The organism is Candidatus Pseudomonas auctus, assembly GCF_048654275.1.
GTDB classification, from domain to species: Bacteria; Pseudomonadota; Gammaproteobacteria; order Pseudomonadales; family Pseudomonadaceae; genus Aquipseudomonas; species Aquipseudomonas pharyngis.
In genome coordinates this window covers 466,940-490,325 of the sequence record NZ_JBJYZK010000002.1, presented here as the reverse complement: position 1 = coordinate 490,325, position 23,386 = coordinate 466,940, and the positions used below count along the sequence as shown (strand labels likewise).

Here is a 23,386-nt window from a genome sequence, read left to right as displayed (position 1 = left end):
TCCACTACGCTCCGACAGGGTTTTCCTACATCTCGTCCGATTGGCAAGCCCCTTGCTCTAGCCTGAGCATTGTCCATTGCTGGAAGCTTTCCGATGCTGGTGATTCATCGCAGAATCGACCCCCAACCCGTCTGGGCCGCCGAGTTGCACCTGACCTTCGAAGCCAGGAGCAAAAGCCGCTTGCGCTGTTTCAGTGCCGAAGGCGAGGACGTCGGACTGTTTCTGGAGCGCGGTCAGCCGCCGCTGTATGACGGTGAGTGCCTGCAAGCCGAAGATGGCCGGATCGTCCGGGTCTGCGCCCGCCCCGAACAATTGCTGCACGTCACCTGCGCCAATGCTTTCGAACTGACCCGCGCCGCCTATCACCTGGGCAATCGCCACGTTGCTCTGCAAGTCGGTGACGGCTGGTTGCGGCTGCTCGACGATTACGTGCTCAAGGCGATGCTTGAACAACTGGGCGCGCAGGTCGAATCGATCGAAGCACCCTTTCAGCCCGAGCACGGCGCCTACGGTGGCGGCCATCATCATTCGCGGCACGGTGACGAAGACTTCAACTACGCGCCGAAACTCCATCAGTTCGGCGTCCGTTTGTGAACCCGGCCTGGGCGCTGCTGCGCCTGGCCAGTCCGCAATTGCCGATTGGCGGCTACAGCTATTCCCAGGGCCTGGAAATGGCTGTGGATAACGGCCGCGTCGACAGCCCGGACAGCGCCCGTCGCTGGATCAGCGATCAATTGCTGCTCAACCTCGCGCGGTTCGAAGCGCCGATGCTGCTCGCCCATTGTCAGGCCGCTACGCAGGAAAACTGGGACGAGCTGCTGCATATCTGCGAAAGCCACCGCGCCAGCCGCGAAACCCGCGAACTGCATCTGGAGAGCCGGCAGATGGGCTACTCGTTGCAGCAATTGCTCAACGGCTTGCCCGAGCTCGATCAGGCCGCGCGGGACTTCCTTGAACACTGCGCCGAACCGCATCTTGCTCTGTGCTGGGCACTGGCCGCGCGCGCCTGGCAGATCAGCCCGCAGGACGCCCTCGCTGCGTGGCTGTGGAGCTGGCTGGAAAACCAGCTCGCGGTGCTGATGAAAACCCTGCCGCTGGGCCAGCAAGCCGCCCAGCGCCTGACCAGCGAACTGCTGCCGCTGCTGCAACAGGCCCAGCAGGACGCCACCCGAATCAATCCCGAACACCTCGGCAGCGCCGCGTTCGGTCTGTCCCTGGCGTGCATGGCCCATGAGCGCCAATACAGCCGCCTGTTCCGTTCCTAGGGCCTTTTATCTGGAGAAGCACATGAACACACAACCCCTGCGCGTCGGCATCGGCGGCCCGGTCGGTTCCGGCAAGACCGCGTTGACCCTGGCCCTGTGCCTGGCCCTGCGCGAGCGCTACAACCTGGCTGTAGTCACGAACGACATCTATACCCGCGAAGACGCCGACTTTCTGGTGCGCAACGAAGCCCTGGCGCCGGAACGCATCATCGGCGTGGAAACCGGCGGCTGCCCGCACACGGCGATCCGCGAGGACGCTTCGATCAACCTCGAAGCGGTGGATCAACTGAACCGACGTTTTCCGGGGCTGGACCTGATTCTGGTGGAGTCCGGCGGCGACAACCTTTCCGCAACCTTCAGCCCGGAACTGTCCGACCTGACCATCTACGTGATCGACGTTTCCGCCGGCGACAAGCTGCCGCGCAAGGGCGGGCCCGGCATTTGCAAATCCGACCTGCTGGTGATCAACAAGATCGACCTTGCGCCGCTGGTCGGCGCCTCGCTGGAGATGATGAACAGCGACACCCAACGCATGCGCAACGGCAAGCCGTTCGTGTTCAGCAACCAGAAAACCGGTCAGGGCCTGGAAGACATCATCGCCTTCATCGAACGCCAGGGCCTGCTGACTGCAGCCTGATTCACTGCTCAACAAGGAAGCTTATCCATGACACTCAAACGTATTCTCGGCGCCGTCGCGCTGCTGCTGACCCCGGCCCTGGCCTTCGCCCACCCTGGCCACGGCGACTCTGGTCTGGTGGCCGGCATCAGCCACCCGATCGGCGGTCTCGACCATTTGCTGGCAATGCTGGCCGTCGGCCTGTGGGCCGCGCAGCAGCAAGGCCCCGCACGCTGGGCGCTGCCATGCACCTTTGTCGGCACCATGCTGATCGGTGGCCTGCTCGGCTTTGAAGGGCTGGAATTGCCGGCGCTGGAAAGCGGGATTGCCGCCTCGGTGCTGGCGCTGGGTCTGGCGGTAGCGCTGGCGGTGCGTCCGCCACTGATGATGGCGGTGGCGGCGACGGCGCTGTTTGCGCTGTTCCATGGCGTGGCCCACGGCCTGGAGTTGCCGGACATGTCGAGCCCATGGGCGTATGCCTCCGGTTTCGTGGTCGCAACGGCTGCATTGCATGCGGCAGGTTATGCCGTCGTGCGTTTTCTGCCTCAGGCGGCCGCGCCAATGGTTCGACTGGCCGGTGCCGCTTCGGCGGTGACGGGCGCGTGGTTGTTGGCCGGTTGAACTCTATCGCCTGATCAGGCCTCTTCGCGAGCAAGCCCGCTCCCACAGTTGTTCTGTGTTGTTCACAAGTATTGTGTTCGGCGTGACCATCGTGGGAGCGGGCTTGGTCCGGGCGGCGCTCCGACGAAAGCGGCCTGACAGACACCGCGTCTCTAAGGCCGGTCTCTCTGCTACCATGTCGCGCAATCGCCCCTGCCGTGACGACGTCCGCCCATGCCCCACGCTTCCCGCTCCACCTCCCTGCCTGAACTGACCGCCCTGTTCGGCGAAGTGCAACAGCACTTTCTGAACGTGATCGTGCCCCTCTGGCAAGGACCGGGCTGGAACGCCGACATGGCGTTGCCTTACGAGGCGCTGGACGCCGCGCATCAGCCGCTGCCACCGCAGCGCTATCGGGCCATGGCCTGCGCACGGCAGCTGTACCTGTTTTCCAGCCTGATCGGGGTTGTGGATAACGCCGAAGTCCGCGCAGCTGCGCTGTTTCGCTCCCTGCAACGGCACTTCCACGATGCCGAGCACGGCGGCTGGTTCTACAGCATCGATCCGCAGGGCAAACCGCTGGATAAGCGCAAGGATCTCTACACCCACGCCTTTATCCTGTTCGCTTGCGCGCATTACTGGGAAAAATCCCGCGAGCCCTTGGTGGAATCGACGCTCAACGCTGCGCTGGAAGTGATCGGCCGGCGCTTCGCAACGGGCGACGGTCTCTACGAAGCCTGCCTTGATCGCGACTGGATCACGCTGGAAACCGGCCCGCTGCAAAATCCGCTGATGCACCTGGCCGAAGCCTTCCTGGCCACCTTGGCGGTGCGCGAAGATCCCCAGACCCAGCAGGCGCTGAGCGAGTTATGCACAGCCATGCACAAGCGCTTCATCGAACCGCAACAGGGCGTGTTGATGGAAAAGCCGCTGGGGGCTGTGGATAACTGGTTTGAACCGGGGCATCAGTTCGAATGGTATTTCCTGCTCGAATCCTCACCGCTGCTACGCGGCTCGAAGCTGCACGCGGCACTGGATCGTGCGTTTGCCTTCACCGAACAACAGGGCGTAGAGGCCGACACCGGTGCGGTACTGGCCATGCTTGATCCGCAAGGAAACGGTAAGGATTCGACCCAACGCATCTGGGCCCAGGCCGAATACCTGCGCGCCCTGACCTTGCGCCCGAACAGCGAGAGCGCGGTGCGGCGCCAGTTGCAGGCGTTGCAACAGCGCTTCCTGCATGCCGGCGGCTGGCACGAGTGCCGTGACGATCAGGGCCAGGTCAGCCGCAAGGACATGCCGTCGACCACGCCGTATCATTTGGCGACCTGCTATCGCGGCATCGCCGACTATCTGAGCTGACGTCGTGGCGAGCCCGCGCGCCCGCACAAGTCAAGCAATCCACTTCCTGTCGCCAGTGAAGCTGATGGTCAGCCAGCGCGCCGCATCCGGTTTGCCCAGCTTCGCGGAAATCTCCTCACGCAGCACATCCAACTGCCCGACGCTCTGCAGCCGGTAGTCCGCTGGCAACACCACATGAATCTCGATGAACCGCGCCCGCCCGTGCTTCTGCACGTAGGACACGTAGTCGTCGAAACCATGCTCGACCCTGGCCGCGTCCATCACCTGGCGCACCTGATCGTCCAGCGTGTCCGGCGCAATGCCGAGCACGTCCCGCAACGCCGGGCCGAGGATCTTGAAGGCCGGCGGCAGCATGGTCAGGGCCAGCACGATCAGGATCAGCGGGTCGACAAATTTCGCCCACTCGCCGTAACCCTGGGACTGGAGCAACAGCGCCGCGAGGAAACTGATCAGCAGGCCCACCGACAGCATCGCGTCCACCAGCCAACTGATGTTGTCGAACTGGATCAGGCTCGACTTGAGCGTGCGATTGCGGTGGCGCACATAGAAGAAGTAGGCGAACTCGACAACGGTGAACACCGCCGCGTAGATGATCACCAGGCCCAGTTCGATTTCACGTCCGCCATTGATGATGCCGAACACACCGTTGAGAAACGCGTAAATGGCGATCAGCAGCAGGAAACTGCCCTCGATCAGCAGCACCATCGGCTCTAGGTGCCAGAAACCGAACTGGAAACGCTGGTTGCTTTGCTTGGCGATGAGCTTCGCGGTGATCAGCATCAGGACTTTGATGAAGGTGGCGATCAGCGAAAAAAAGCCATCGAACAGGATGGACTGGGAACCCGAAACAAAACCGGTGACGATTCCGGCGACCGACACGGCCAACATTAGAAGGGTGGATTGCTTGAGCAGCGACTGCTCACCTCGGTTACTCACTTTGACTCCTCGAAAAACCTTGAAAACCGCTGGGTGCGGTGGGGTTGTTGAGGAAAGAGTCTACCTTACTGCCAGAATTTGGCCGATTTGCCCTCTTCGCCAACAGATTGGCGAAGAGGGCAACACCGTATCAGGCCTTGTTACGCTCGATGGCAAAACCCGCCCAGGTCTGACTCACCGGCATCAGTTCCAGGCTGTTGATGTTGATGTGCGCCGGCGCGTTCAGCACCCAGAAGATGGTCTCGGCGATGTCCTGCGGCTGGATCGGCTCGGCACCGGCGTAGGTGGCGTCGTAACGCGCCTGATCGCCGGCGAAACGCACCAGCGAGAACTCGCTCTCGCACAGGCCCGGCTCGATGTTGCTGACGCGCACGCCGGTGCCCTGCAGGTCGCAGCGCAGGTTCAGCGAGAACTGTTTGACGAAGGCCTTGGTCGCGCCGTAAACGTGGCTGCCCGGGTACGGGTAGTTACCGGCGATGGAACCGAGGTTGATGATGCCGGCCCCACGACCGTGGGCGATCAGGCGAGGCAGCAACAGGCGAGTGCTGTACATCAGACCTTTGACGTTGGTGTCGACCATGGTGTCCCAATCGTCGAGGTCGCACTTCGGTGCAGGGTCCACGCCCAGCGCCAGCCCGGCGTTGTTGATCAGGCCGCGCAGCTTGGCGAACGATGGCGGCAGATTGGCAATCGCCTCTTCCATCGCCTTGCGATCACGCACGTCCAGCACCAGGCCATGCACTTCGGTCTGCTTCGACAGCTCGGCGCACAGCGCATTGAGGCGTTCTTCACGACGACCGGTCAGCACCAGTTTCCAGCCGGCCTCGGCAAAACGACGGGCACAGGCTTCACCAAAACCGGAGGTCGCGCCGGTGATAAACAGGGTGTTGGACATCGTGTTCTCCTTGCTTCGGCCGCCCGGGCAGCCATTGGAATAGAAAATCAGCGGGCAGCATGCCCGGCCCCGCTTTAACCGGCAACCATCGAATCCTGCTCATTAATTGATCAACGGCCGCTACGCCATATGCGCCGTGGCCTGTAGCCATGTGCACGCACGTTATCCACAAGCCCTTCCACAGTTTCCGGGGGCAAGTGGAAAAGCGCAAAGCCGCGCCACACAAGGCTTTGCGGGTGATCTGGAAAGTTTTTTGCTTGACCCTGAACAACCAGTTGTGCCGGGCAGGGCATTTTGCACGACCGGCCGGTCATGCCCATGATTGCGCGAGGCCAGCAATTACGGCCCTCAGCCGAGTCTTTCCAGAGTTTAATCACAGACTTATCCACAGGATTGACCACAGCCATCCGCGCTGTTTTGTCCCCCCATAAAAAGGTTGACAAACAGGTCTGCCCACCATCAAAAGCACACTGCTCAAAAAACAACCACAGCGCTGAAAGCCACGTATTCAAAGGCTTCCAGCCAGCTACACCCACGTTATTCACAGCCAGCTCCACAGCAAACGGGGACAAGTCAAAACTGTGGAAAAACAGCCATTTGCAGCGTCTATATGTCGCGCTTTGGCAGGTTGGCAATTTTGTTTTCCACAATTTCCCGAATGTGTCTGTCTTCGGTGAACAGGCAGGCGCAAAAAAGCCCCGACACTTTCGCATCGAGGCTTGTGGACAACTTCAACCGATCAGTGACCGCCGAGGTAAGCGTTACGCACCTCCTCGTTCACCAGCAGTTCCTGGCCGGTTCCCGTCAGGCGGATCTCGCCGTTGACCATCACGTATGCCCGGTCGGACAGCTTCAACGCATGATTGGCGTTCTGCTCGACGAGGAAAATGGTCATGCCGGTTTTCGCCAGTTCCCGCAGGGTGGCGAAGATCTGTTTGACCACGATCGGCGCCAGCCCCAGGCTTGGCTCATCCAGCAGCAACAGCTTGGGCCGGCTCATCAACGCCCGCGCGATCGCGAGCATCTGCTGCTCGCCGCCGGACATGGTCATGGCCCGCTGATTACGGCGCTCCTCGAGCCGCGGGAACAGCTCGAACATGCGCTGCATGTCTTCCTTGGCGTACTTGTCGCCGATCGGAATGGTGCCCATCAGCAGGTTTTCCTCGACGGTCATGTCGGGGAACACCCGCCGCCCTTCCGGCGATTGCGCGATGCCGTTGGAAGCGATGTAGTGCGATGACTTGTGGGTAATGTCCACGCCCTGATAAAGGATCTGCCCGCCCGCCGCCCGTGGCTGGCCGAAGATCGACATCAGCAGCGTGGATTTGCCGGCACCGTTGGAGCCGATCAGGCTGACGGTTTCCCCTTCGTTGATCTGCAGCGAAACACCTTTGAGGGCCTGGATCGGGCCGTAGAACACGTCCAGGTCCTTGAGTTCGAGGATGGGTTGCGTCATACGACTTCCTCTTCGTCGGCGCCCAGGTAGGCAGCGATCACTTTCGGATCGTTACGAATGGCATCCGGCCCGCCCTCGGCGATGACGATGCCGTGGTCCAGCACCACGATGTGATCGGAAATGCTCATTACCATGCCCATGTCGTGTTCGATCAGCACCACGGTCAGATCGTGCTCGTCGCGCAGCAGCCGGATCATCGCGCTCAGCGCTTCGGTTTCCTGAGGGTTGAGGCCGGCGGCCGGTTCGTCGAGGCAGATGATCTGCGGCCGCGTGCACATGGCCCGGGCGATTTCCAGACGGCGTTGCTGGCCGTAGGACAGTTCACCGGCCAGACGGTTGGCGCAGTCCACCAGATCCACCACTTCCAGCCAGTAGAACGCGCAGTCCAGCGCGTCGCTTTCGGCCTTGCGGTAGCCCTTGGTATTGAGGATGCCGGCCAGCATGTTGCGGTTGACCCACATGTGCTGGGCTACCAGCAGGTTCTCCAGCACCGACATTTCCTTGAACAGGCGAATGTTCTGGAACGTCCGGGCCAGGCCCGCGCGGTTCACCAGGTGGGTGCCGCCGAACATCTTGTAGTACAGGCGGCTGGCGAAGTTTTTCGGCGAGACGAAGTCGGTCGGTTTGAACGACTCGCCCAGCAGCTGGATGACGTTGGTCTGCTGGCCGCGCACGTTGAGTTCGATCTTGCCGCCGGAGGCCTTGTAGAACCCGGTCAGGCAGTTGAACACCGTGGTCTTGCCGGCGCCATTGGGGCCGATCAGGGCGAAGATCGAGTTGCGTTTGACCTTCAGGCTGACGTCGCTCAAGGCCTTGATGCCACCGAAGTGCATCATCAGTTTTTCAACAGAGAGTACGACTTCACTCATGGCGCAGTCCTCTCATAGTGAATGGCACCTTTGCGTGGAGTGACCCCGGTACGGCTGATGCGGATCAGCCCGCGAGGTCGCCAGATCATCATCAACACCATCAGGATGCCGAACAGCAGCACGCGGTATTCGGCGAAGCCGCGCAGCAGTTCCGGAGCAACCGTCAGCACGAACGCTGCAATCACCACACCGATGGTCGAGCCCATGCCACCGAGCACCACGATGGCGAGAATCAGCGCCGATTCGAAGAAGGTGAACGAGGTCGGGTTGACAAAGCCTTGATAGGTGGCGAAGAACACACCCGCCAGACCGGCGGTGGATGCACCGATGGTGAACGCCGAGAGCTTGACCAGCACGTGGTTGAGGCCCATCGAGCGGCAGGCGATCTCGTCTTCACGCAGGGCTTCCCAGGCGCGGCCGACCGGCATTTTCACCAGACGATGCTTGATATACAGCACGGCCAGCACCACCAGGAACAGCACCGCATAAATGAAGTAGTACTTCACGTCCGGGTTGTAGGCGATGCCGAAGAACTCGTGGAACGGCACCCCGCCATCCTTCGCCCGCTTGCCGAATTCCAGACCGAAGAAGGTCGGCAGTGGCGCCGGCATGCCGTTCGGGCCGCCGGTCAGGGACAGCCAGTTGTTGAGCACCAGACGGATGATTTCACCGAAGCCCAGGGTCACGATCGCCAGGTAGTCGCCGTGCAGACGCAATACCGGGAAACCAAGGATGCAACCGGCAAGTCCGGCGGTGATCGCCGCCAGTGGCAGCACGGTCCAGAAGCCCAGGCCGAGATACTGATACCCGAGCGCCAGACCATAGGCGCCGATGGCGTAGAACGCCACGTAACCCAGGTCGAGCAGGCCGGCCAGACCGACCACGATGTTCAGTCCCAGCCCCAGCAGCACGTAGATCAAACCAAGGATGACCACGCCCAGCAGGTAGGAGTTGGAGAAGAACGGCAACGCCACGGCGATGGCGATCATCAGCGGGATGATCCAGCGCAGGCGCGATTTGTAGTCCGGGGCCAGCACATGTACGCCGGAACCGGTGCTCTCGAATCCGTCGAGAATGCGCAGGCCCTTCGGGGTTTGCAGGAACAGACTGAGGGCAAACCGGCCGGCCATGACGATGGCAATGATCCACGCCACGCGGGTCGGTTCGAGGTTGAAGCTGTAGCCGTCGAGTACGACGCCGACGATCGGCCCGAACACAATCAGGGCGATCAGACCGGCGAGAATCGCCTCAACCAGGCTTTTTTTGACATCAATGGATTTTGCAGTGGTTGAAGACATCGCTTACACCTTCGACACAAGAGGACGGCCCAGCAGGCCCTGAGGCCGGAAGACCAGAACAAGTACGAGCAGCGAGAAGCTGAACACGTCTTTGTAGTCGGAGTTGACCAGGCCCGAGAACAGCGACTCGGAGATCCCGAGGATGATCCCGCCGAGCATGGCGCCAGGCAGCGAACCGATCCCGCCCAGTACCGCCGCGGTAAATGCCTTGATGCCGATGATGAAGCCGGCATAGAAGTCGAAGGTGCCGTAGTTCATGGTGATCAGCACGCCGGCCAACGCCGCCATGGCCGCACCGATGATGAACACGTAGGAAATCACTCGGTCGGTGTTGATGCCGAGGATCGAAGCCATCTTGCGGTCCTGCTGGGTCGCACGGCACATGCGCCCGAGCTTGGTGTACTTGATGACATAGGTCAGCAGGCCCATGCCGACGAATGCGGCCACCAGGATGAAGACTTTGGTGTAGGTCAGCTGCACGAAGCCGGTACCGACTTCGACTCGCCATGCTCCGGTCAGCAGGGTGGGAACGCCCTGTTGTTTGGCGCCTTGGGCGATCTGTGCGTAGTTCTGCAGGATCAGGGAGATGCCGATGGCGCTGATCAACGGTGCCAGTCGGGTGGAATTGCGCAGGGGTTTGTAAGCGACTCGCTCGATGACCCAGCCATACACCGCCGTGATCACGATGGTGAATACCAGGGTGCCGAGCATCAGCAGCGGGAAGGATTCAATACCGAAGTAAGCCAGCAGAGCCAGACTGATTGCCGCCAGGTAAGCAGAAATCATGTAAACCTCGCCGTGGGCGAAGTTGATCATGCCGATGATGCCGTAGACCATTGTGTAGCCGATGGCGATCAGGCCATAGACCGACCCGAGGGTCAGGCCGTTGACCAGTTGCTGCAGGAAAATACCATCCATAACGCAATCTCACGCAGTGAGAACCTGCACACCCTGAGGCGCGCGGTTCTTCTAGGAAAAATACAGATTTACGTCGGAGCAATGTCAGAGCGCATTCAGCCCGACCACCACAGGATCCTGTGGGAGCGAGCCTGCTCGCGAAAGCGGTTGATCATTCAACAGCGATGTTGCCTGTCAGTCCGTCTTCGCGAGCAGGCTCGCTCCCACATGGAACAGTGGAGGTCAGCCGATCGCGTCAGCCCTTACTTCTGTTTTTCCAGCTGGTGATATTTGCCGTCCTTGTCCCACTGGTAGACCACGTAGTCGGAGACCTTAAGGTCGCCTTTGGAATCCCAGGTCTTCTCGCCCATGACGGTCTTGACCGGGTTCTTCTTCAGCCAGGCAGCGGCCTCCTCGCCCTTGTTCGACTTGGCGCCGTTGAAGGCGGCGGCCAGGGTCTGAACCGATGCATAGGCGTACAGGGTGTAGCCTTCAGGCTCGGTGCCAGCCTTGCGGAATGCATCTACCACGGTCTTGCTGTCTGGCAGCAGGCGTGGGTCGGCACCGAAGGTCATCAGCACGCCGTCGACGAACTGCGGGCCACCGGCGGTGGTCACCAGTTCGTCGGTCACGATGCCGTCGTCGGACATGAACTTGACGTCTTTCAGGCCTTGTTCACGCAGTTGGCGAACCAGCGGGCCGGCTTCCGGGTGCAGGCCGCCGAAGTAGACGACATCGGCACCGGCGCCACGGATCTTGGTGACGATGGTGCTGAAATCTTTTTCGCCACGGGTCAGACCTTCGTACAGCACTGGCTTCACGCCGCGTTTTTCCAGCTGAGCCTTGGTGGCATCGGCCAGGCCCTGACCGTAGGTGTCCTTGTCGTGCAGCACGACGACTTTCTTGCCCTTGAGCACGTCGACGATGTAGTCGCCGGCGACGATGCCTTGCTGGTCGTCACGGCCGCACATACGGAACATGGCGCTCAGGCCGCGCTCGGTCACTTGCGGGTTGGTGGAACCCGGCGTGATGGCGATGATCCCGGCTTCGTCGTAGATCTCTGACGCAGGAATGGTCGAGGACGAGCAGAAGTGGCCGACCACACCGGCGACTTTCTGGTTGGTGAGGTCCTTGGCGACCGTCACCGCCTGTTTCGGCTCGCAAGCGTCATCGCCCTTGACCAGGACGATCTTCTCCCCGTTGACGCCGCCCGCCGCGTTGACCGCGTCGGCCGCCGCTTGTGCCCCTTTCATGTATTGCTCGCCAAATGCCGCGTTGGCGCCCGTCATCGGACCCGCCACACCGATTTTCACATCAGCTTGTGCAAACGCAGAAACACCCAGCGCAGTAGCCACTGCGAGGGCCAGAAAGCCTTTCTTGTAAAACGTCTGGGACATGAGGTGGTGCTCCAAGGTTTTTTTTAGTTGGCACTGCGACTTCACTTGAATGCTCAGAGCAAGGGCCGTGCCATCGGTTTTTTATTCTTCAAAAAGTCGCTGCTTTCTTGTTATTTCGACTGTTTCGTTCCCATTTTCATTGGGCGTGCAACCGTCTAAACCGCGGAAGGTGAAACCATTTATTTTTTCAGGCGCAACCCGCACGCGCCATCATTGCAACCGCGGCGCCAAACGACGTGCAACCAGCCTGTAACAGCCCGCGTCACCGAACTGCACACTGCTGGTGCGGGACTGCTACAACCCGCACCATTACAGGCTAGTCGCTACATCGAAAAGCGCCGCTTCCGGCAACATATTTCAACACTCAGATGACGATCCGCAGGCACTGGCCCGCGTGATACAGCGAGAACCCGGCCTCGTACAGACAACTGCGCAAGCCAACTCCCGCCAGCGGCTGCATCGGTGCGAACGGAATCGGCAATGCCTGAGGATTTCCGTTACACAGGTAATCGGCGAAGGCCTTGCCGACCACAGTGCCGGTAGTCACGCCCCGGCCGTTGTAACCGGTGACGGCCACCAGTCCCGGCGCCGGTTCGAACAGGCGCATCAAATGATCAGGGGTGAACGCGATGCGCCCGGTCCAGGTGCATTCCCACTCCACGGGTTTCAGATTGGGGAAGTAATGCTGCTGCACCCGGTCGGCCCAGGCCTTGAGGAACCAGGTCGGTTTCTGATTGCCGTTGCCGAGGCTGCCCAGCAACAAACGCCCGTCCTTGTCGCGGCGGATGCTGCTCAGCACCTGGCGGGTATCCCACGAGCCCTGCCCGCCCGGGAGGATTTCCTGGGCGGCGTCTTCGGTGAGCGGCACCGAAGCGACCTGATAGTAGTAACCGGGGAAGAAATTGCGCTTGAGTTCGGTCCAGTCGCCTTCGGTGTAGGCGTTGGAGGCGATCACCACTTGTTCGGCCAGCACCGAACCCTGCTCGGTCTGCACCGACCATTTCTGCCCTTGCCGTTCAAGACGCGCGACCGGCGAGTGATCGAACATCTGTCCGCCAAGACTGATGACCGCATTGGCCAGCCCGGTGACATAAGCCATCGGATTGAGCGTACCGGCGCGCCGGTCGAGCAGCGCGGCGGCGATCTTCTGTGTGCCGGTCGCCTGCTCACAGGCCTTGCCAGTCAGCAGTTCGACCGGCGCACCGCGGCGCTTCCATTGTTCTTCGCGACTGCGCAGATCCGCCTCACCCTTGGCGTTATGTGCCATGTGCAGGGTGCCTTCGCGGCGCAACTGGCAATCGATGTTGTATTTATCCACAAGGCTGAACACCAGCGCCGGCGCCGCACCGAGCATGCGGTTGAGCTGACTGCCGACCGCCTCGCCGAAGCCGGCTTCGATCTCGTCCGGCGGAATCCACATCCCGGCGTTGACCAGCCCGACGTTGCGCCCGGAGCCGCCATGCCCGGCGCGATGGGCTTCGAGCACACAGACGCTCTTGCCCTTTTCCAACAGATGCAGCGCCGCCGACAACCCGGTAAACCCGGCGCCGATCACGCACACATCGACTTTGACCTCGCCCCTGAGCGCCGTGTTATCCGGTCGTTGCGGCGTGAGCTTTTCCCACAGACATTCTTCGCGTAACGGCATTGCCAGACTCCAACAGAAACCTAACAAACACTGCATACCCTGTGAGAGCGGGCTTGCCCGCGATTGCGTCAGTCCAGTCAGGGGTTAGTTGGCTGAAAGATTGCTATCGCGGGCAAGCCCGCTCCCACAGGTTTCTTCGTCGCATCGATTACTCTGTCAATCGAACGTAATGCCCTGCGCCAGCGGCAATTCCAGCGAGTAGTTCACGGTATTGGTCTGCCGGCGCATGTACGCGCGCCATGCATCCGAGCCCGACTCACGACCACCGCCCGTCTCTTTCTCGCCACCAAACGCGCCGCCGATTTCCGCGCCGCTCGGGCCGATGTTGACGTTGGCGATGCCGCAGTCGCTGCCGACCGCCGACATGAATTTCTCGGCCTCGCGCACATCGGTGGTGAAGATGCACGACGACAGGCCCTGCGGCACGGCGTTGTTCAGGCGCAGCGCCTCTTCGAATTCGCTGTAACCGACCACGTACAGGATCGGTGCGAAAGTCTCGCTGCACACCACGTCGCTCTGCTCCGGCATTTCAACGATGGCCGGCGACACGTAGTAGGCGTTAGGGAATTGGTCTTCCAGTTGACGCTTGCCGCCGAACACCCGGCCGCCCTCGCTCAGCGCCTGCTCCAGCGCATCCTGCATGTTTTCGAAGCTGTGCTTGTCGATCAGCGGCCCGATCAGATTGCCTTCCAGCGGGTGACCGATACGAACCTTGGAGTACGCGGCTTTGAGGCGGGTGACGATTTCTTCTTTCACCGATTCATGGGCGATCAGGCGACGCAACGTGGTGCAACGCTGACCGGCGGTGCCGACGGCGCTGAACAGGATGGCGCGCACGGCCATGTCCAGATCGGCGCTCGGGCCGAGGATCATCGCGTTGTTGCCGCCCAGTTCGAGAATGCTGCGGGCGAAACGTGCGGCGACTTTCGGCGCCACTTCGCGGCCCATGCGGGTGCTGCCGGTGGCGCTGATCAGCGCGACACGCGGGTCATCCACCAGCGCTTCGCCGGCATCGCGACCGCCGATGATGACCTGGCTCAGGTGCGCCGGAGCATCGCTGAAATTCTTCAGTACGCGCTCGAACAGCGCCTGACAGGCCAGCGCGGTCAGCGGGGTTTTCTCCGATGGTTTCCACACCACCGGGTTGCCGCAGACCAGCGCCAGCGTGGTATTCCACGCCCACACCGCGACCGGGAAGTTGAACGCACTGATCACGCCGACCACGCCCAGCGGGTGCCAGGTTTCACGCATGTGGTGGCCCGGACGCTCGGAGGCGATGGTCAAGCCGTACAACTGGCGGGACAGGCCGACGGCGAAATCGCAGATGTCGATCATCTCCTGCACTTCACCCAAGCCTTCCTGAGTAATCTTGCCCGCCTCCCAGGAAACCAGTTCGCCGAGCTCGGTCTTGTATTTACGCAGCACTTCGCCGAACTGACGCACCAGCTCGCCGCGACGCGGGGCCGGCACCTTGCGCCAATGTTCGAACGCATGATCTGCGCGACTGATGTGCTGCTCGACTTCGGCCGGGCCTTCCCAGTTCACGGCGCCGATGCGGCTGCCGTCGATGGGCGAATGCACCGGCACTTTGCCGTTCTGGTACAGGGCCGGGTTCACACCTAGACGATCAAGCAATGCGGCAACCATGGGTCACTCCTCAAGCAAAAAACTGAATGTGTGCGGGCGCGTTTTCACGACCGGGCAGACCTTTAGTTGTAGCGTCAGGAAGGCTGTGCAACAAACGACCTTTACGCGAGATATCATTCCGTTTATTCATGCTGCGCAGAAAGACAAGAAAAGGATCGCCCATGCTGAACAAACGCCACTTGCCGTCGATCACCGCGTTGCAGTGCTTCGAGGCCGTGACCCGGCACCTGAGTTTCACCCGGGCCGCCGAGGAACTGAACCTGACCCAGAGCGCTGTCAGCAAGCAGGTGGCGCAGCTCGAAGAATTGCTGCAGCACTTGTTGTTCCGCCGGGTACGCCGGCGTTTGCAGATGACCCCGGCCGGCGATCTGTACCTGGTGGAAGTCAGAAAAATCCTGACCCAGGTCGAGATGTCGACCCATTACCTGCGTTCCTACGGCGGCGAGACCGAAGTCCTGCGCGTCTCTACGCCCTCGACCTTCGGCGCTCGCTGGCTGGTGCCACGCCTCAAGGGCTGGCGTCTGCGTCATCCGTCGATTCATCTGGACCTGTGCAACGAGCAAGAAGCGGATGATCTGCTGCAAGGGCGCAGCGACCTGGCGTTCTATTTCGGCCAGGGTTCGCGCCCCGGCACCGAGTGCCTGAAGCTGTTCGGCGAAGAACTGGTGCCGGTCTGCGCGCCGAGCAGCCTGCCGGACACTCCGTTGACTGACCCAACGCAACTCACCGATCTGGTCCTGCTGCAGAATGCTTCCCGCCCGCAAGCGTGGCACGACTGGTTCGACAGCCAGGGCTACCAGACCGAACACAGCTACCACGGCCCGCGCTTCGAAACCTTTTATATGTGCATCCGCGCCGCCCAGGTCGGCTGCGGCGTCGCCCTGCTGCCGAGGTTTCTGGTGGAAGAGGAATTGGCCGACGGCAAACTGGTCATTCCCTGGCAGCATGCGATGCCCAGCACCGACGCTTATTACCTGGCCTACCCGGAACACGCGGCAGAAGTGCCCAAGGTGCGGGATTTCGTGAAGTGGATGCTGGAGCAGATCGACAGTCCGGTTTGAAGTTGTATTCAGTCCCTGTGGCGGTCAAAAAATCGCTGGCAATCCCCACCCCGGATATGCGCCACTAGCGCCATTGATTGATACCGCGCCAACGCGCGGTCCGCCTGGAGACCCCTTTATGAGCGAGAGTGTGTTTGCCGATCGCATCGTGCAGAACCTGCTCGACACCGACTTCTACAAACTGACGATGATGCAGGCGGTGCTGCACAACTACCCCAACGTCGAAGTCGAATGGGAGTTCCGTTGCCGTAACAGTGAGGATCTGCGCCCTTATCTGGCGGAGATCCGCTTCCAGGTCGAGCGTCTGGCCGAGTTGAGCCTGAGCGCCGATCAGTTGAGTTTTCTCGAGCGCATCTCGTTCCTCAAGCCGGATTTCCTGCGGTTCCTCGGTCTGTTCCGTTTCAACCTGCGCTACCTGCACACCGGCATCGAGAACGGCGAGCTGTTCATCCGCCTGCGCGGGCCGTGGCTGCATGTGATTCTGTTTGAAGTGCCGCTGCTGGCGATCGTCAGCGAAGTGCGCAACCGCTATCGCTACCGCGAAACGGTGCTGGAACAGGCCCGCGAACAGCTGTATCGCAAGTTCGACTGGCTGACCGCCAATGCCTCGGCCGAAGAACTTTCGCAATTGCAGGTCGCCGATTTCGGCACACGTCGCAGATTTTCCTACCGCGTGCAGGAAGAAGTGGTGAACGTGCTCAAGCACGATTTCCCCGGGCGTTTCGTCGGCACCAGCAACGTGCACCTGTCCCGCGAACTGGACATGAAACCGCTGGGCACCATGGCCCACGAATGGATCATGGCCCACCAGCAACTCGGCCCGCGACTGATCGACAGCCAGATCGCCGCCCTCGATTGCTGGGTCCGCGAGTACCGCGGCTTGTTGGGGATCGCCCTCACGGACTGCATCACCACCGACGCGTTCCTCGGCGATTTCGATCTGTTCTTCGCCAAGCTGTTCGACGGTCTGCGCCACGACTCCGGGGACCCGGTGCTGTGGGGCGAAAAATGCATCGCCCACTATCACAAGCTCGGCATCGACCCGATGAGCAAGACGTTGGTGTTCTCCGACAGCCTGACCCTGCCCAAGTCGCTGGAGATCTTCCGGGCGCTGCGTGGTCGGATCAATGTCAGCTTCGGTATCGGCACCAACCTGACCTGTGACATTCCGGGTGTCGAACCGATGAGCATCGTGCTTAAAATGACCGCCTGCAACGGCCAACCGGTGGCGAAGATCTCCGACGAGCCGGGCAAGACCCACTGCAAAGATCCGAATTTCGTCGCCTACTTGCGACACGTTTTCCAGGTTCCTGCCGTTTCCAGCCTTTCCAGCAAGGAGTGAATTCATGCAAGCCGTACAGCGTGAGATTGCTGAACAGCTCAACGTTCAGCCGCCGTTCGCCGATCACCAGGCCCTCGAAGCGGAAGTCGCCCGCCGCATCACCTTCATCCAGGATTGCCTGACCAATTCCGGACTCAAGACCCTGGTGCTGGGCATCAGCGGCGGGGTGGATTCGCTGACCGCCGGCCTGCTGGCCCAGCGCGCCATGCGTGAACTGCGCGAGCGCACCGGTGACGAGGCCTACAAGTTTATCGCCGTGCGCCTGCCGTACGACGTGCAGTTCGATGAACACGACGCCCAGGCTTCGGTGGACTTCATCGCCCCGGACGAGCGCCACACCGTCAACATCGGCCCGGCAGTGAAGTCCCTGGCCAGCGAAGTCGCTGCCTTCGAAGGCAAGCACGCGGTGTCGGTGGATTTCGTGCTCGGCAACACCAAGGCGCGGATGCGCATGGTCGCCCAGTACACCATCGCCGGCGCGGCCCATGGCCTGGTGATCGGTACCGACCACGCGGCGGAAGCGGTGATGGGTTTCTTCACCAAGTTCGGTGACGGCGCCTGCGACCTGGCCCCGCTCAGCGGTCTGGTGAAAAACCAGGTCCGAGCCATCGCCCGCAGCTTTGGCGCACCGGAATCGCTGGTGGAAAAAGTGCCGACGGCGGATCTGGAAGACCTGTCGCCGGGCAAGCCGGATGAAGCCTCCCACGGCGTGACCTACGCCGAAATCGACGCTTTCCTGCACGGCGAGCCGGTGCGTCAGGAAGCGTTCGACATCATCGTCAACACCTACAAAAAGACTCATCACAAACGCGTGATGCCGTTTGCGCCTTGAATCCAGGGCATAAAAAAAGCGTCCTTCGGGACGCTTTTTTTGACCGTGTGTTGCTTACTTCAGGGTCACGGTGCCTTTCATCATCGAGATGTGGCCCGGGAACGAGCAGAAGAAGCCGTACTTCTCGTCAGCCTTGAGCTTGGACACGTCGAAGGTCACCGAGTCGGTTTCCTTGGCGCCGATGATCTTGGTGTGAGCGATGACGCGCTCGTCACCGTCCTTCAGGTAGTTCTTGTCGATGCCGGCGGCCAGGCCGTCGGTGGCGATCGGCTGCATGTCGGCTTCTTTGCTGATCACCAGGTTATGGCCCATGACGTTCTTCGGCAGGCTGCCGGAGTGGGTCAGCTCGACGGTGAAGGTCTTGCAGCTCTTGTCGATTTCGATGGCCTTGGTGTTAAAGGACATCTGGTCGGTGGAGTCAACGGTGGTTTTGCACTCGGCAGCCATCAATTGGCTGCTGGCCAGCGCCAGCAGGAATACCGCAACAACTTTGGAAAACATGGTGAATCTCCAAGGCAGGGTTAACAAAACACGAATGGTTGGAAGACTGCCTGAAATCTTCGCAAGTTCCTATGACTTGAGTCAAAAATTGTATACAACTTCCAGGCTATGACACTCATCGAAACAATCTAACAGCCAGACGTTTGGCCGGGCCGTATCTTCAGGGCTCGACACTCATCTGGAGCATCCGTCATGTCCTTCAACAGCCTGTTGTGCAGTCTGCTCGCTGCTTACGCCTGTGGCGCCAGCGGTACCTGTGAAACCCCGAAACGCGAAGTCTAGCCCTTGGATCAAGACGTGCCAGCCATTACCCTGTGACCGATTGACCCAGGAGGAAGGCATGTCTCTCACATCCGTTTGTGTATTTTGCGGTGCCAGCGCCGGCACCACTCCGGCGTACACCGAAGCCGCCATCGCCCTCGGCACAGCTATCGCCGAGCGTAAGCTGACGCTGGTCTACGGCGGTGGCGCTGTCGGCCTGATGGGGATTGTCGCCGACGCTGCACTGGCGGCCGGCGGCGAAGTGATCGGCATCATCCCGCAGAGCCTGATGGACAAGGAAATCGGTCACAAGAGCCTGACGCGCCTGGAAGTGGTCGACGGCATGCACGCCCGCAAGGCGCGAATGGCCGAACTCAGCGATGCGTTCATCGCCCTGCCCGGTGGCCTCGGCACCCTGGAAGAGTTGTTCGAAGTCTGGACCTGGGGCCAGCTCGGCTACCACGGCAAGCCGCTGGGCCTGCTGGAAGTGAACGGTTTCTACAGCAAACTCACTGCATTTCTCGATCACATCGTCGGCGAAGGCTTCGTTCGTGCGCCGCACCGTGACATGCTGCAAGTGAGCGAATCGCCGCAAACGCTGCTCGAAGCCCTCGATCAATGGCAGCCGACCGTCACGCCAAAGTGGGTCGACCAGAAACCCGATTAACCGCCGGGCACCGATACAGGGCAGAATACGCGCCGCTCAACCTCACCTTCGACCCCAGAGGATCGCCCATGGCCAAACCCAATTACTCCTTCGCCAAACGTCAACGTGACTTGGCCAAGGAACAGAAGAAAGAGGAAAAACTTCAGCGCAAGAAACAGATGGCTGAAGAGGCGGCACTGAACCCTGACGGTGAAGTGGCGACTGAAGATGATGATGTTGAGACACCGAAAGACCCGGCGCCCGACGCCTGAGCAAATTGCTGAAACCTTGAACACAATCCCTGTGGGAGCGGGCATGCTCGCGAAAGCGTCGTGACATTCACTATGGATGTGACTGAAAAATTGCTTTCGCGAGCAAGCCCGCTCCCACATTTGATCTTCACTCCTCCAGTGGCAACACGGTGACGCGGACTTCCGGGTCGTGATTGCCACCACCCAGAATCACCCCGCGCAACGGCGAGACATCGGAGAAATCCCGGCCCCAGGCCAGGGTGATGTGCTCCAGTGCCGGCTGCACATTGTTTGTCGGATCGAAATCCACCCAGCCCAGTACCGGGCAAAACACCGAGACCCAGGCATGGGACGCATCGGCGCCGATCAACCGTGGCTGCCCCGGCGGCGGCTGGGTCAGCAGGTAGCCGCTGACGTAACGCGCCGCCAGCCCGCGTGATCGCACACAGGCGAGCATCAGGTGCGCGAAGTCCTGACAGACCCCGCGTCGGCGCTCCAGCACTTCCACCAGCGGCGTCGCGACTTGCGTCGCTTCGGCATCGAAGGTGAATTCGCTGAAGATCTTCTGCATCAGGGCCTGCACACCCAGCATCAACGGTCTGCCGGCCGGGAAACAGCTCTCCGAAAACTCGACGAAGCTGCGTTTGAGATGCACGTAGGGCGACTGAAATCGATAGCGACAGACTTCCAGCAACGAAGCGGACAGCGGCTGGCTGCTGTAGGTCAGCGCGTTGCGGGTCAGTTCCCAGGCCGGCGACTGCTGGAAATCCACCACGGGCCGCGCCAGCACTTCGACCGTCAGCCGTGCGTTGACCTGCAATTCATCGTGGGGCCGTTCGAAGGCCAGGCGGGTCAGCGGATTGCCGAACACATCCTGCTCGTCACGGCGGGTGGTCGGCTGCGGGCTGATCAGCAATTGCTGCTCGGTGCAGCGCTGCCAGTCGCACTCGCGCGGCCACAGATGCGCCAGTTGCTGGGCCAGGGATACCGGGCTGTCGTAGCGATAGCAGGTGTCGTGAAAGATCTGGTAATGGGCGCTCATCAGACGGACACCGTACGCTGGCTGACATCATCGACATGGGCGAAATGGCGCAGGGCCAGACGGTCCGACACCTGACTGCTGGCGTCGGCGATCTCCTGCAGCAAATCCGCCAGTCCGTCGAGGGCCGCGCGCACGCTGGACTCGCCGAACAGGGGATTCTCCAGACAGCTCAGATCGAAGCGCGCCAGACGCTCGACCAGCGGCGGCAATCCTGCCTCCCTCGGCATACCGAAGTCATCATTCAGCCGCTTGAGGGTGCGGGTCACCAGCTTCAACTGGAACAGCACCGCATGGGGGTTCTGCTCGTCCAGCAGCAACAGGTCGAGCACCGGAATCAACTGCGCCACCGCCAGATAACGCGAGCGATAGGTGATGCTGCTGTTGCCCAGCTCCAGCAACCACTCAAGCCCGGCCTGATCGAACGCCCCGGCGCCACGCAAGAAACCCGCGAGGCTGCTGCTGAGAAATTGCAGGCGCTCGATCCGCCGGCCGATCATCAGGAAGCGCCAGCCTTCGTCGCGGGTCATGTCGTCGAGGGCAAACCCGGACAGCGCCGCCAGCGACATCACTAGCCGGTTGAGAAAATCCAGCAACTCGCCGAAATCCGGTTCGTCGGTGTCCAGCTCCGAAGCCTCGCGTTGCAGCTCCACCAGCGCCTGCCAGTTTTCCCGCGAGAGCTTGCCGCGCACCTGCGATGCCGCCCACTGCAAGCGTTGCAGGTTGGAACGCAGGCTGAACGACCAGTCCTCGCCGAGCAGCGCCGCAAGCAAGCGTTCCGGCAGTTCACCTTCGTCCGGCAGCAGCATCAGTCGCTCGCCCAGATCCACAGCGGCCTGCAAGGCTTGCGGGTCATCGCCGTCGACGTAGCGCGCGAGCATGATCCGCAGCAGCCGCGCGCTGTCGTCGCAGCGCTCGCAGTAACGGCCGAACCAGAACAGGTTTTCCACCACCCGCGACGGCAGGTACGGATCGCGGCGCACCAGATCGGGCACGCCGATATTGCGCTGGGCTTTCCACTGTTCCCCGCTCGGCGGCCGATCCCCCAGCACCCAGGTGTCCTTGCTCGCACCACCGCGCTGCATCGACACCACTTCGGCATCGGCTTCGGCCGCGACCCGGGTCAGGCCACCGGGCAACACCCGATAACCGTCGTGACTGGCCACCGCGTACATGCGCATGCCGATTGCCCGGGGTTGCAGTTGCCCGTCCTCGGGCTGCCAGATCGGCGCCTGGGACAGCTGCGCGAGTTCTTGCGCGACATAGGCATAAGGGCGGGCCTGCATGCGCGCGGCGAGACTTTCACGCTGTTTTTCGCTCAGATCCCGGCCAAAAACCGGAGGGAAGCTTTGCGAGGGGAACGCCGGCTTGATCAACAGCTCCGGCAGTTTCTCCAGGGCCTGGGCCAACACCGGCGCTTCGCCGCACCACCACGTGGCGATGGAAGGCAGGATCAGGTCTTCGCCGAACAGGTACTGATTGATCTTCGGCAGAAAACCGAGCAGCCCCGGCGACTCCAGTACGCCACTGCCCAGTGCATTGGCCACCAGCACCCGGCCCTGACGCACCGCGTCCAGCAATCCGGGAACGCCGAGCGCGGAATCGGTGCGCAATTCCAGCGGATCGCAGAAGTCATCGTCGAGCCGGCGCAGGATCGCGTGTACCCGGCGCAGGCCACTGAGGGTTTTCAGGTAGACCGTGGCATCACGCACCGTCAGGTCACCGCCCTCCACCAGCGGATAACCGAGCTGGCGGGCAAGATAAAGATGTTCGAAATAGCTCTCGTTGAAGCGCCCCGGGGTCAGCAACACCACCAGCGGCGCGTCATCGTCGCAGGGAGCCTGACGGGCGAGGGTTTCCTGCAGGGTGCGGAAGAATCCGGCCAGATGCTGCACTTTCAGATCCCGATACAACTCGGGGAAGGCGCGGGACACGATGGTGCGGTTTTCCAGCGCATAACCGGCGCCGGATGGCGCCTGGGTACGATCCGCCGTCACCCACCAGCGTCCGTCCGGCGTGCGCGCCAGATCCACGGCATACAGGTGCAGAAAGGCCCCGTCCGGCGGCGCAATGCCCTGACAGGGCCAGAGGAAGTTGTTGTGGCCGAACACCAGCTCCGCCGGCAGCAGCCCTTCGCTGATCAGCCGCTGCGGGCCGTACAGATCCGCCAGCACCGCATTGAGCAGCCGCGCGCGCTGGGCGATTCCGGCGGACAGTTGCTGCCACTCGTCAGCAGCGATCACGTGGGGCAGCAGATCCAGCTCCCACGGACGATCCGCGCCTTTCGGATCCGCATAGACGTTGTAGGTCACGCCGTTTTCCTGAATCTGCCGGGTCAGCAATGCCTGACGCTGCACCAGGTGCGCCGGGGTGCTGCGCTGCAAATGGTCGACCAGTCGCCGCCAGTGCGGGCGCACCGCCCCGCTGTCGTCGAGCAGTTCGTGATAGGTGCCCGCAGTCAGCGGGTAGCGGTCAAGCAGGTCAGGCATGGAAAGCTCGGCAGCCGGCAGGGAACAGTCAGACTAACGCAGGCACATGACGCCCGGATATACGAAAAATCCGGGCGT

The 23,386-nt window shown here is 61.5% G+C and carries 23 protein-coding genes; 10 read left to right on the top strand and 13 right to left on the bottom strand.

Annotated elements, in window-relative coordinates:
* Positions 1 to 93 precede the first annotated feature (93 nt).
* From ureE to ACKUG4_RS05715, 5 genes are all read left to right on the top strand, one after another.
* Positions 94 to 594, top strand: a complete 501-nt coding sequence (gene ureE / locus ACKUG4_RS05735) for an urease accessory protein UreE (protein WP_011332214.1) — start codon at positions 94 to 96, stop codon at positions 592 to 594.
* Positions 591 to 1,265 (top strand): urease accessory protein UreF, encoded by a 675-nt coding sequence (locus ACKUG4_RS05730; RefSeq protein WP_445433616.1) that lies wholly within the window; start codon positions 591 to 593, stop codon positions 1,263 to 1,265. The genes ureE and ACKUG4_RS05730 overlap by 4 nt, the downstream gene beginning before the upstream one ends.
* Positions 1,266 to 1,287: 22 nt before the next feature.
* Positions 1,288 to 1,902 carry an urease accessory protein UreG gene (gene ureG, locus ACKUG4_RS05725; RefSeq protein ID WP_007950645.1) on the top strand — a complete coding sequence of 205 codons (615 nt, stop codon included), beginning with the start codon at positions 1,288 to 1,290 and terminating at the stop codon, positions 1,900 to 1,902.
* 27 nt (positions 1,903 to 1,929) lie between these two features.
* Positions 1,930 to 2,502 carry a HupE/UreJ family protein gene (locus ACKUG4_RS05720; protein WP_445433615.1) on the top strand — a complete coding sequence of 191 codons (573 nt, stop codon included), beginning with the start codon at positions 1,930 to 1,932 and terminating at the stop codon, positions 2,500 to 2,502.
* 213 nt (positions 2,503 to 2,715) lie between these two features.
* Entirely contained in the window at positions 2,716 to 3,843 is a 1,128-nt protein-coding gene (locus tag ACKUG4_RS05715; protein WP_445433614.1) for an AGE family epimerase/isomerase, read from the top strand.
* A 30-nt stretch (positions 3,844 to 3,873) separates the two neighbouring features.
* On the opposite strand, the gene ACKUG4_RS05710 is transcribed toward ACKUG4_RS05715, so the two are convergent.
* From ACKUG4_RS05710 to amaB, 10 genes are all read right to left on the bottom strand, one after another.
* Positions 3,874 to 4,779 (bottom strand): cation diffusion facilitator family transporter, encoded by a 906-nt coding sequence (locus ACKUG4_RS05710; RefSeq protein ID WP_445433613.1) that lies wholly within the window; start codon positions 4,777 to 4,779, stop codon positions 3,874 to 3,876.
* A 130-nt stretch (positions 4,780 to 4,909) separates the two neighbouring features.
* The gene (locus ACKUG4_RS05705; protein ID WP_011332209.1) at positions 4,910 to 5,674 is read right to left on the bottom strand and encodes an SDR family oxidoreductase; all 765 of its coding nucleotides are present in this window, start codon (positions 5,672 to 5,674) and stop codon (positions 4,910 to 4,912) included.
* A 110-nt stretch (positions 5,675 to 5,784) separates the two neighbouring features.
* A complete protein-coding gene (locus tag ACKUG4_RS05700; protein WP_445433612.1) occupies positions 5,785 to 6,219 on the bottom strand; it encodes a hypothetical protein in 435 nt (144 codons plus the stop codon).
* A gap of 194 nt (positions 6,220 to 6,413) precedes the next feature.
* On the bottom strand, positions 6,414 to 7,130 hold the full coding sequence (locus ACKUG4_RS05695; RefSeq protein ID WP_011332208.1) for an ABC transporter ATP-binding protein: 717 nt from the start codon (positions 7,128 to 7,130) through the stop codon (positions 6,414 to 6,416).
* On the bottom strand, positions 7,127 to 7,999 hold the full coding sequence (locus ACKUG4_RS05690; protein ID WP_007950657.1) for an ATP-binding cassette domain-containing protein: 873 nt from the start codon (positions 7,997 to 7,999) through the stop codon (positions 7,127 to 7,129). The genes ACKUG4_RS05695 and ACKUG4_RS05690 overlap by 4 nt, the downstream gene beginning before the upstream one ends.
* Positions 7,996 to 9,297, bottom strand: coding sequence for a high-affinity branched-chain amino acid ABC transporter permease LivM (livM, locus tag ACKUG4_RS05685; protein WP_064593135.1), 1,302 nt, complete (start codon positions 9,295 to 9,297; stop codon positions 7,996 to 7,998). Before livM ends, ACKUG4_RS05690 begins: the two co-directional genes overlap by 4 nt.
* 3 nt (positions 9,298 to 9,300) lie before the next feature.
* On the bottom strand, positions 9,301 to 10,215 hold the full coding sequence (locus tag ACKUG4_RS05680; protein ID WP_039766704.1) for an ABC transporter permease subunit: 915 nt from the start codon (positions 10,213 to 10,215) through the stop codon (positions 9,301 to 9,303).
* 242 nt (positions 10,216 to 10,457) lie between these two features.
* Entirely contained in the window at positions 10,458 to 11,591 is a 1,134-nt protein-coding gene (locus tag ACKUG4_RS05675; RefSeq protein WP_039766703.1) for an ABC transporter substrate-binding protein, read from the bottom strand.
* A 364-nt stretch (positions 11,592 to 11,955) separates the two neighbouring features.
* Positions 11,956 to 13,239 (bottom strand): L-pipecolate oxidase, encoded by a 1,284-nt coding sequence (amaA, locus tag ACKUG4_RS05670; RefSeq protein ID WP_039766701.1) that lies wholly within the window; start codon positions 13,237 to 13,239, stop codon positions 11,956 to 11,958.
* A gap of 156 nt (positions 13,240 to 13,395) precedes the next feature.
* Positions 13,396 to 14,886: an L-piperidine-6-carboxylate dehydrogenase gene (amaB, locus tag ACKUG4_RS05665; RefSeq protein WP_445433611.1), complete on the bottom strand. Its 1,491-nt coding sequence runs from the start codon at positions 14,884 to 14,886 to the stop codon at positions 13,396 to 13,398.
* A gap of 161 nt (positions 14,887 to 15,047) precedes the next feature.
* Here amaB and ACKUG4_RS05660 point away from each other — a divergent pair, with 161 nt between their 5' ends.
* From ACKUG4_RS05660 to nadE, 3 genes are all read left to right on the top strand, one after another.
* Positions 15,048 to 15,947, top strand: coding sequence for a LysR family transcriptional regulator (locus ACKUG4_RS05660; protein ID WP_064593129.1), 900 nt, complete (start codon positions 15,048 to 15,050; stop codon positions 15,945 to 15,947).
* Between the two features lie 118 nt (positions 15,948 to 16,065).
* On the top strand, positions 16,066 to 17,289 hold the full coding sequence (gene pncB, locus ACKUG4_RS05655; RefSeq protein ID WP_011332202.1) for a nicotinate phosphoribosyltransferase: 1,224 nt from the start codon (positions 16,066 to 16,068) through the stop codon (positions 17,287 to 17,289).
* A gap of 4 nt (positions 17,290 to 17,293) precedes the next feature.
* Complete coding sequence (gene nadE / locus ACKUG4_RS05650; RefSeq protein WP_039766691.1) at positions 17,294 to 18,121, top strand: NAD(+) synthase; 828 nt, start codon at positions 17,294 to 17,296, stop codon at positions 18,119 to 18,121.
* A gap of 54 nt (positions 18,122 to 18,175) precedes the next feature.
* Here nadE and azu read toward each other — a convergent pair whose 3' ends face one another.
* Positions 18,176 to 18,622: an azurin gene (gene azu / locus ACKUG4_RS05645; RefSeq protein ID WP_445433610.1), complete on the bottom strand. Its 447-nt coding sequence runs from the start codon at positions 18,620 to 18,622 to the stop codon at positions 18,176 to 18,178.
* Between the two features lie 340 nt (positions 18,623 to 18,962).
* Between azu and ACKUG4_RS05640 the strand changes: the two genes are divergently transcribed.
* Positions 18,963 to 19,550, top strand: coding sequence for a cytokinin riboside 5'-monophosphate phosphoribohydrolase (locus ACKUG4_RS05640; protein WP_445433609.1), 588 nt, complete (start codon positions 18,963 to 18,965; stop codon positions 19,548 to 19,550).
* 68 nt (positions 19,551 to 19,618) lie between these two features.
* Positions 19,619 to 19,801 (top strand): hypothetical protein, encoded by a 183-nt coding sequence (locus ACKUG4_RS05635; RefSeq protein ID WP_064593122.1) that lies wholly within the window; start codon positions 19,619 to 19,621, stop codon positions 19,799 to 19,801.
* A gap of 127 nt (positions 19,802 to 19,928) precedes the next feature.
* Here ACKUG4_RS05635 and ACKUG4_RS05630 read toward each other — a convergent pair whose 3' ends face one another.
* Positions 19,929 to 20,822 carry a transglutaminase family protein gene (locus tag ACKUG4_RS05630; RefSeq protein ID WP_085648077.1) on the bottom strand — a complete coding sequence of 298 codons (894 nt, stop codon included), beginning with the start codon at positions 20,820 to 20,822 and terminating at the stop codon, positions 19,929 to 19,931.
* Complete coding sequence (locus ACKUG4_RS05625; protein ID WP_445433608.1) at positions 20,822 to 23,308, bottom strand: circularly permuted type 2 ATP-grasp protein; 2,487 nt, start codon at positions 23,306 to 23,308, stop codon at positions 20,822 to 20,824. The genes ACKUG4_RS05630 and ACKUG4_RS05625 overlap by 1 nt, the downstream gene beginning before the upstream one ends.
* Positions 23,309 to 23,386 lie beyond the last annotated feature (78 nt).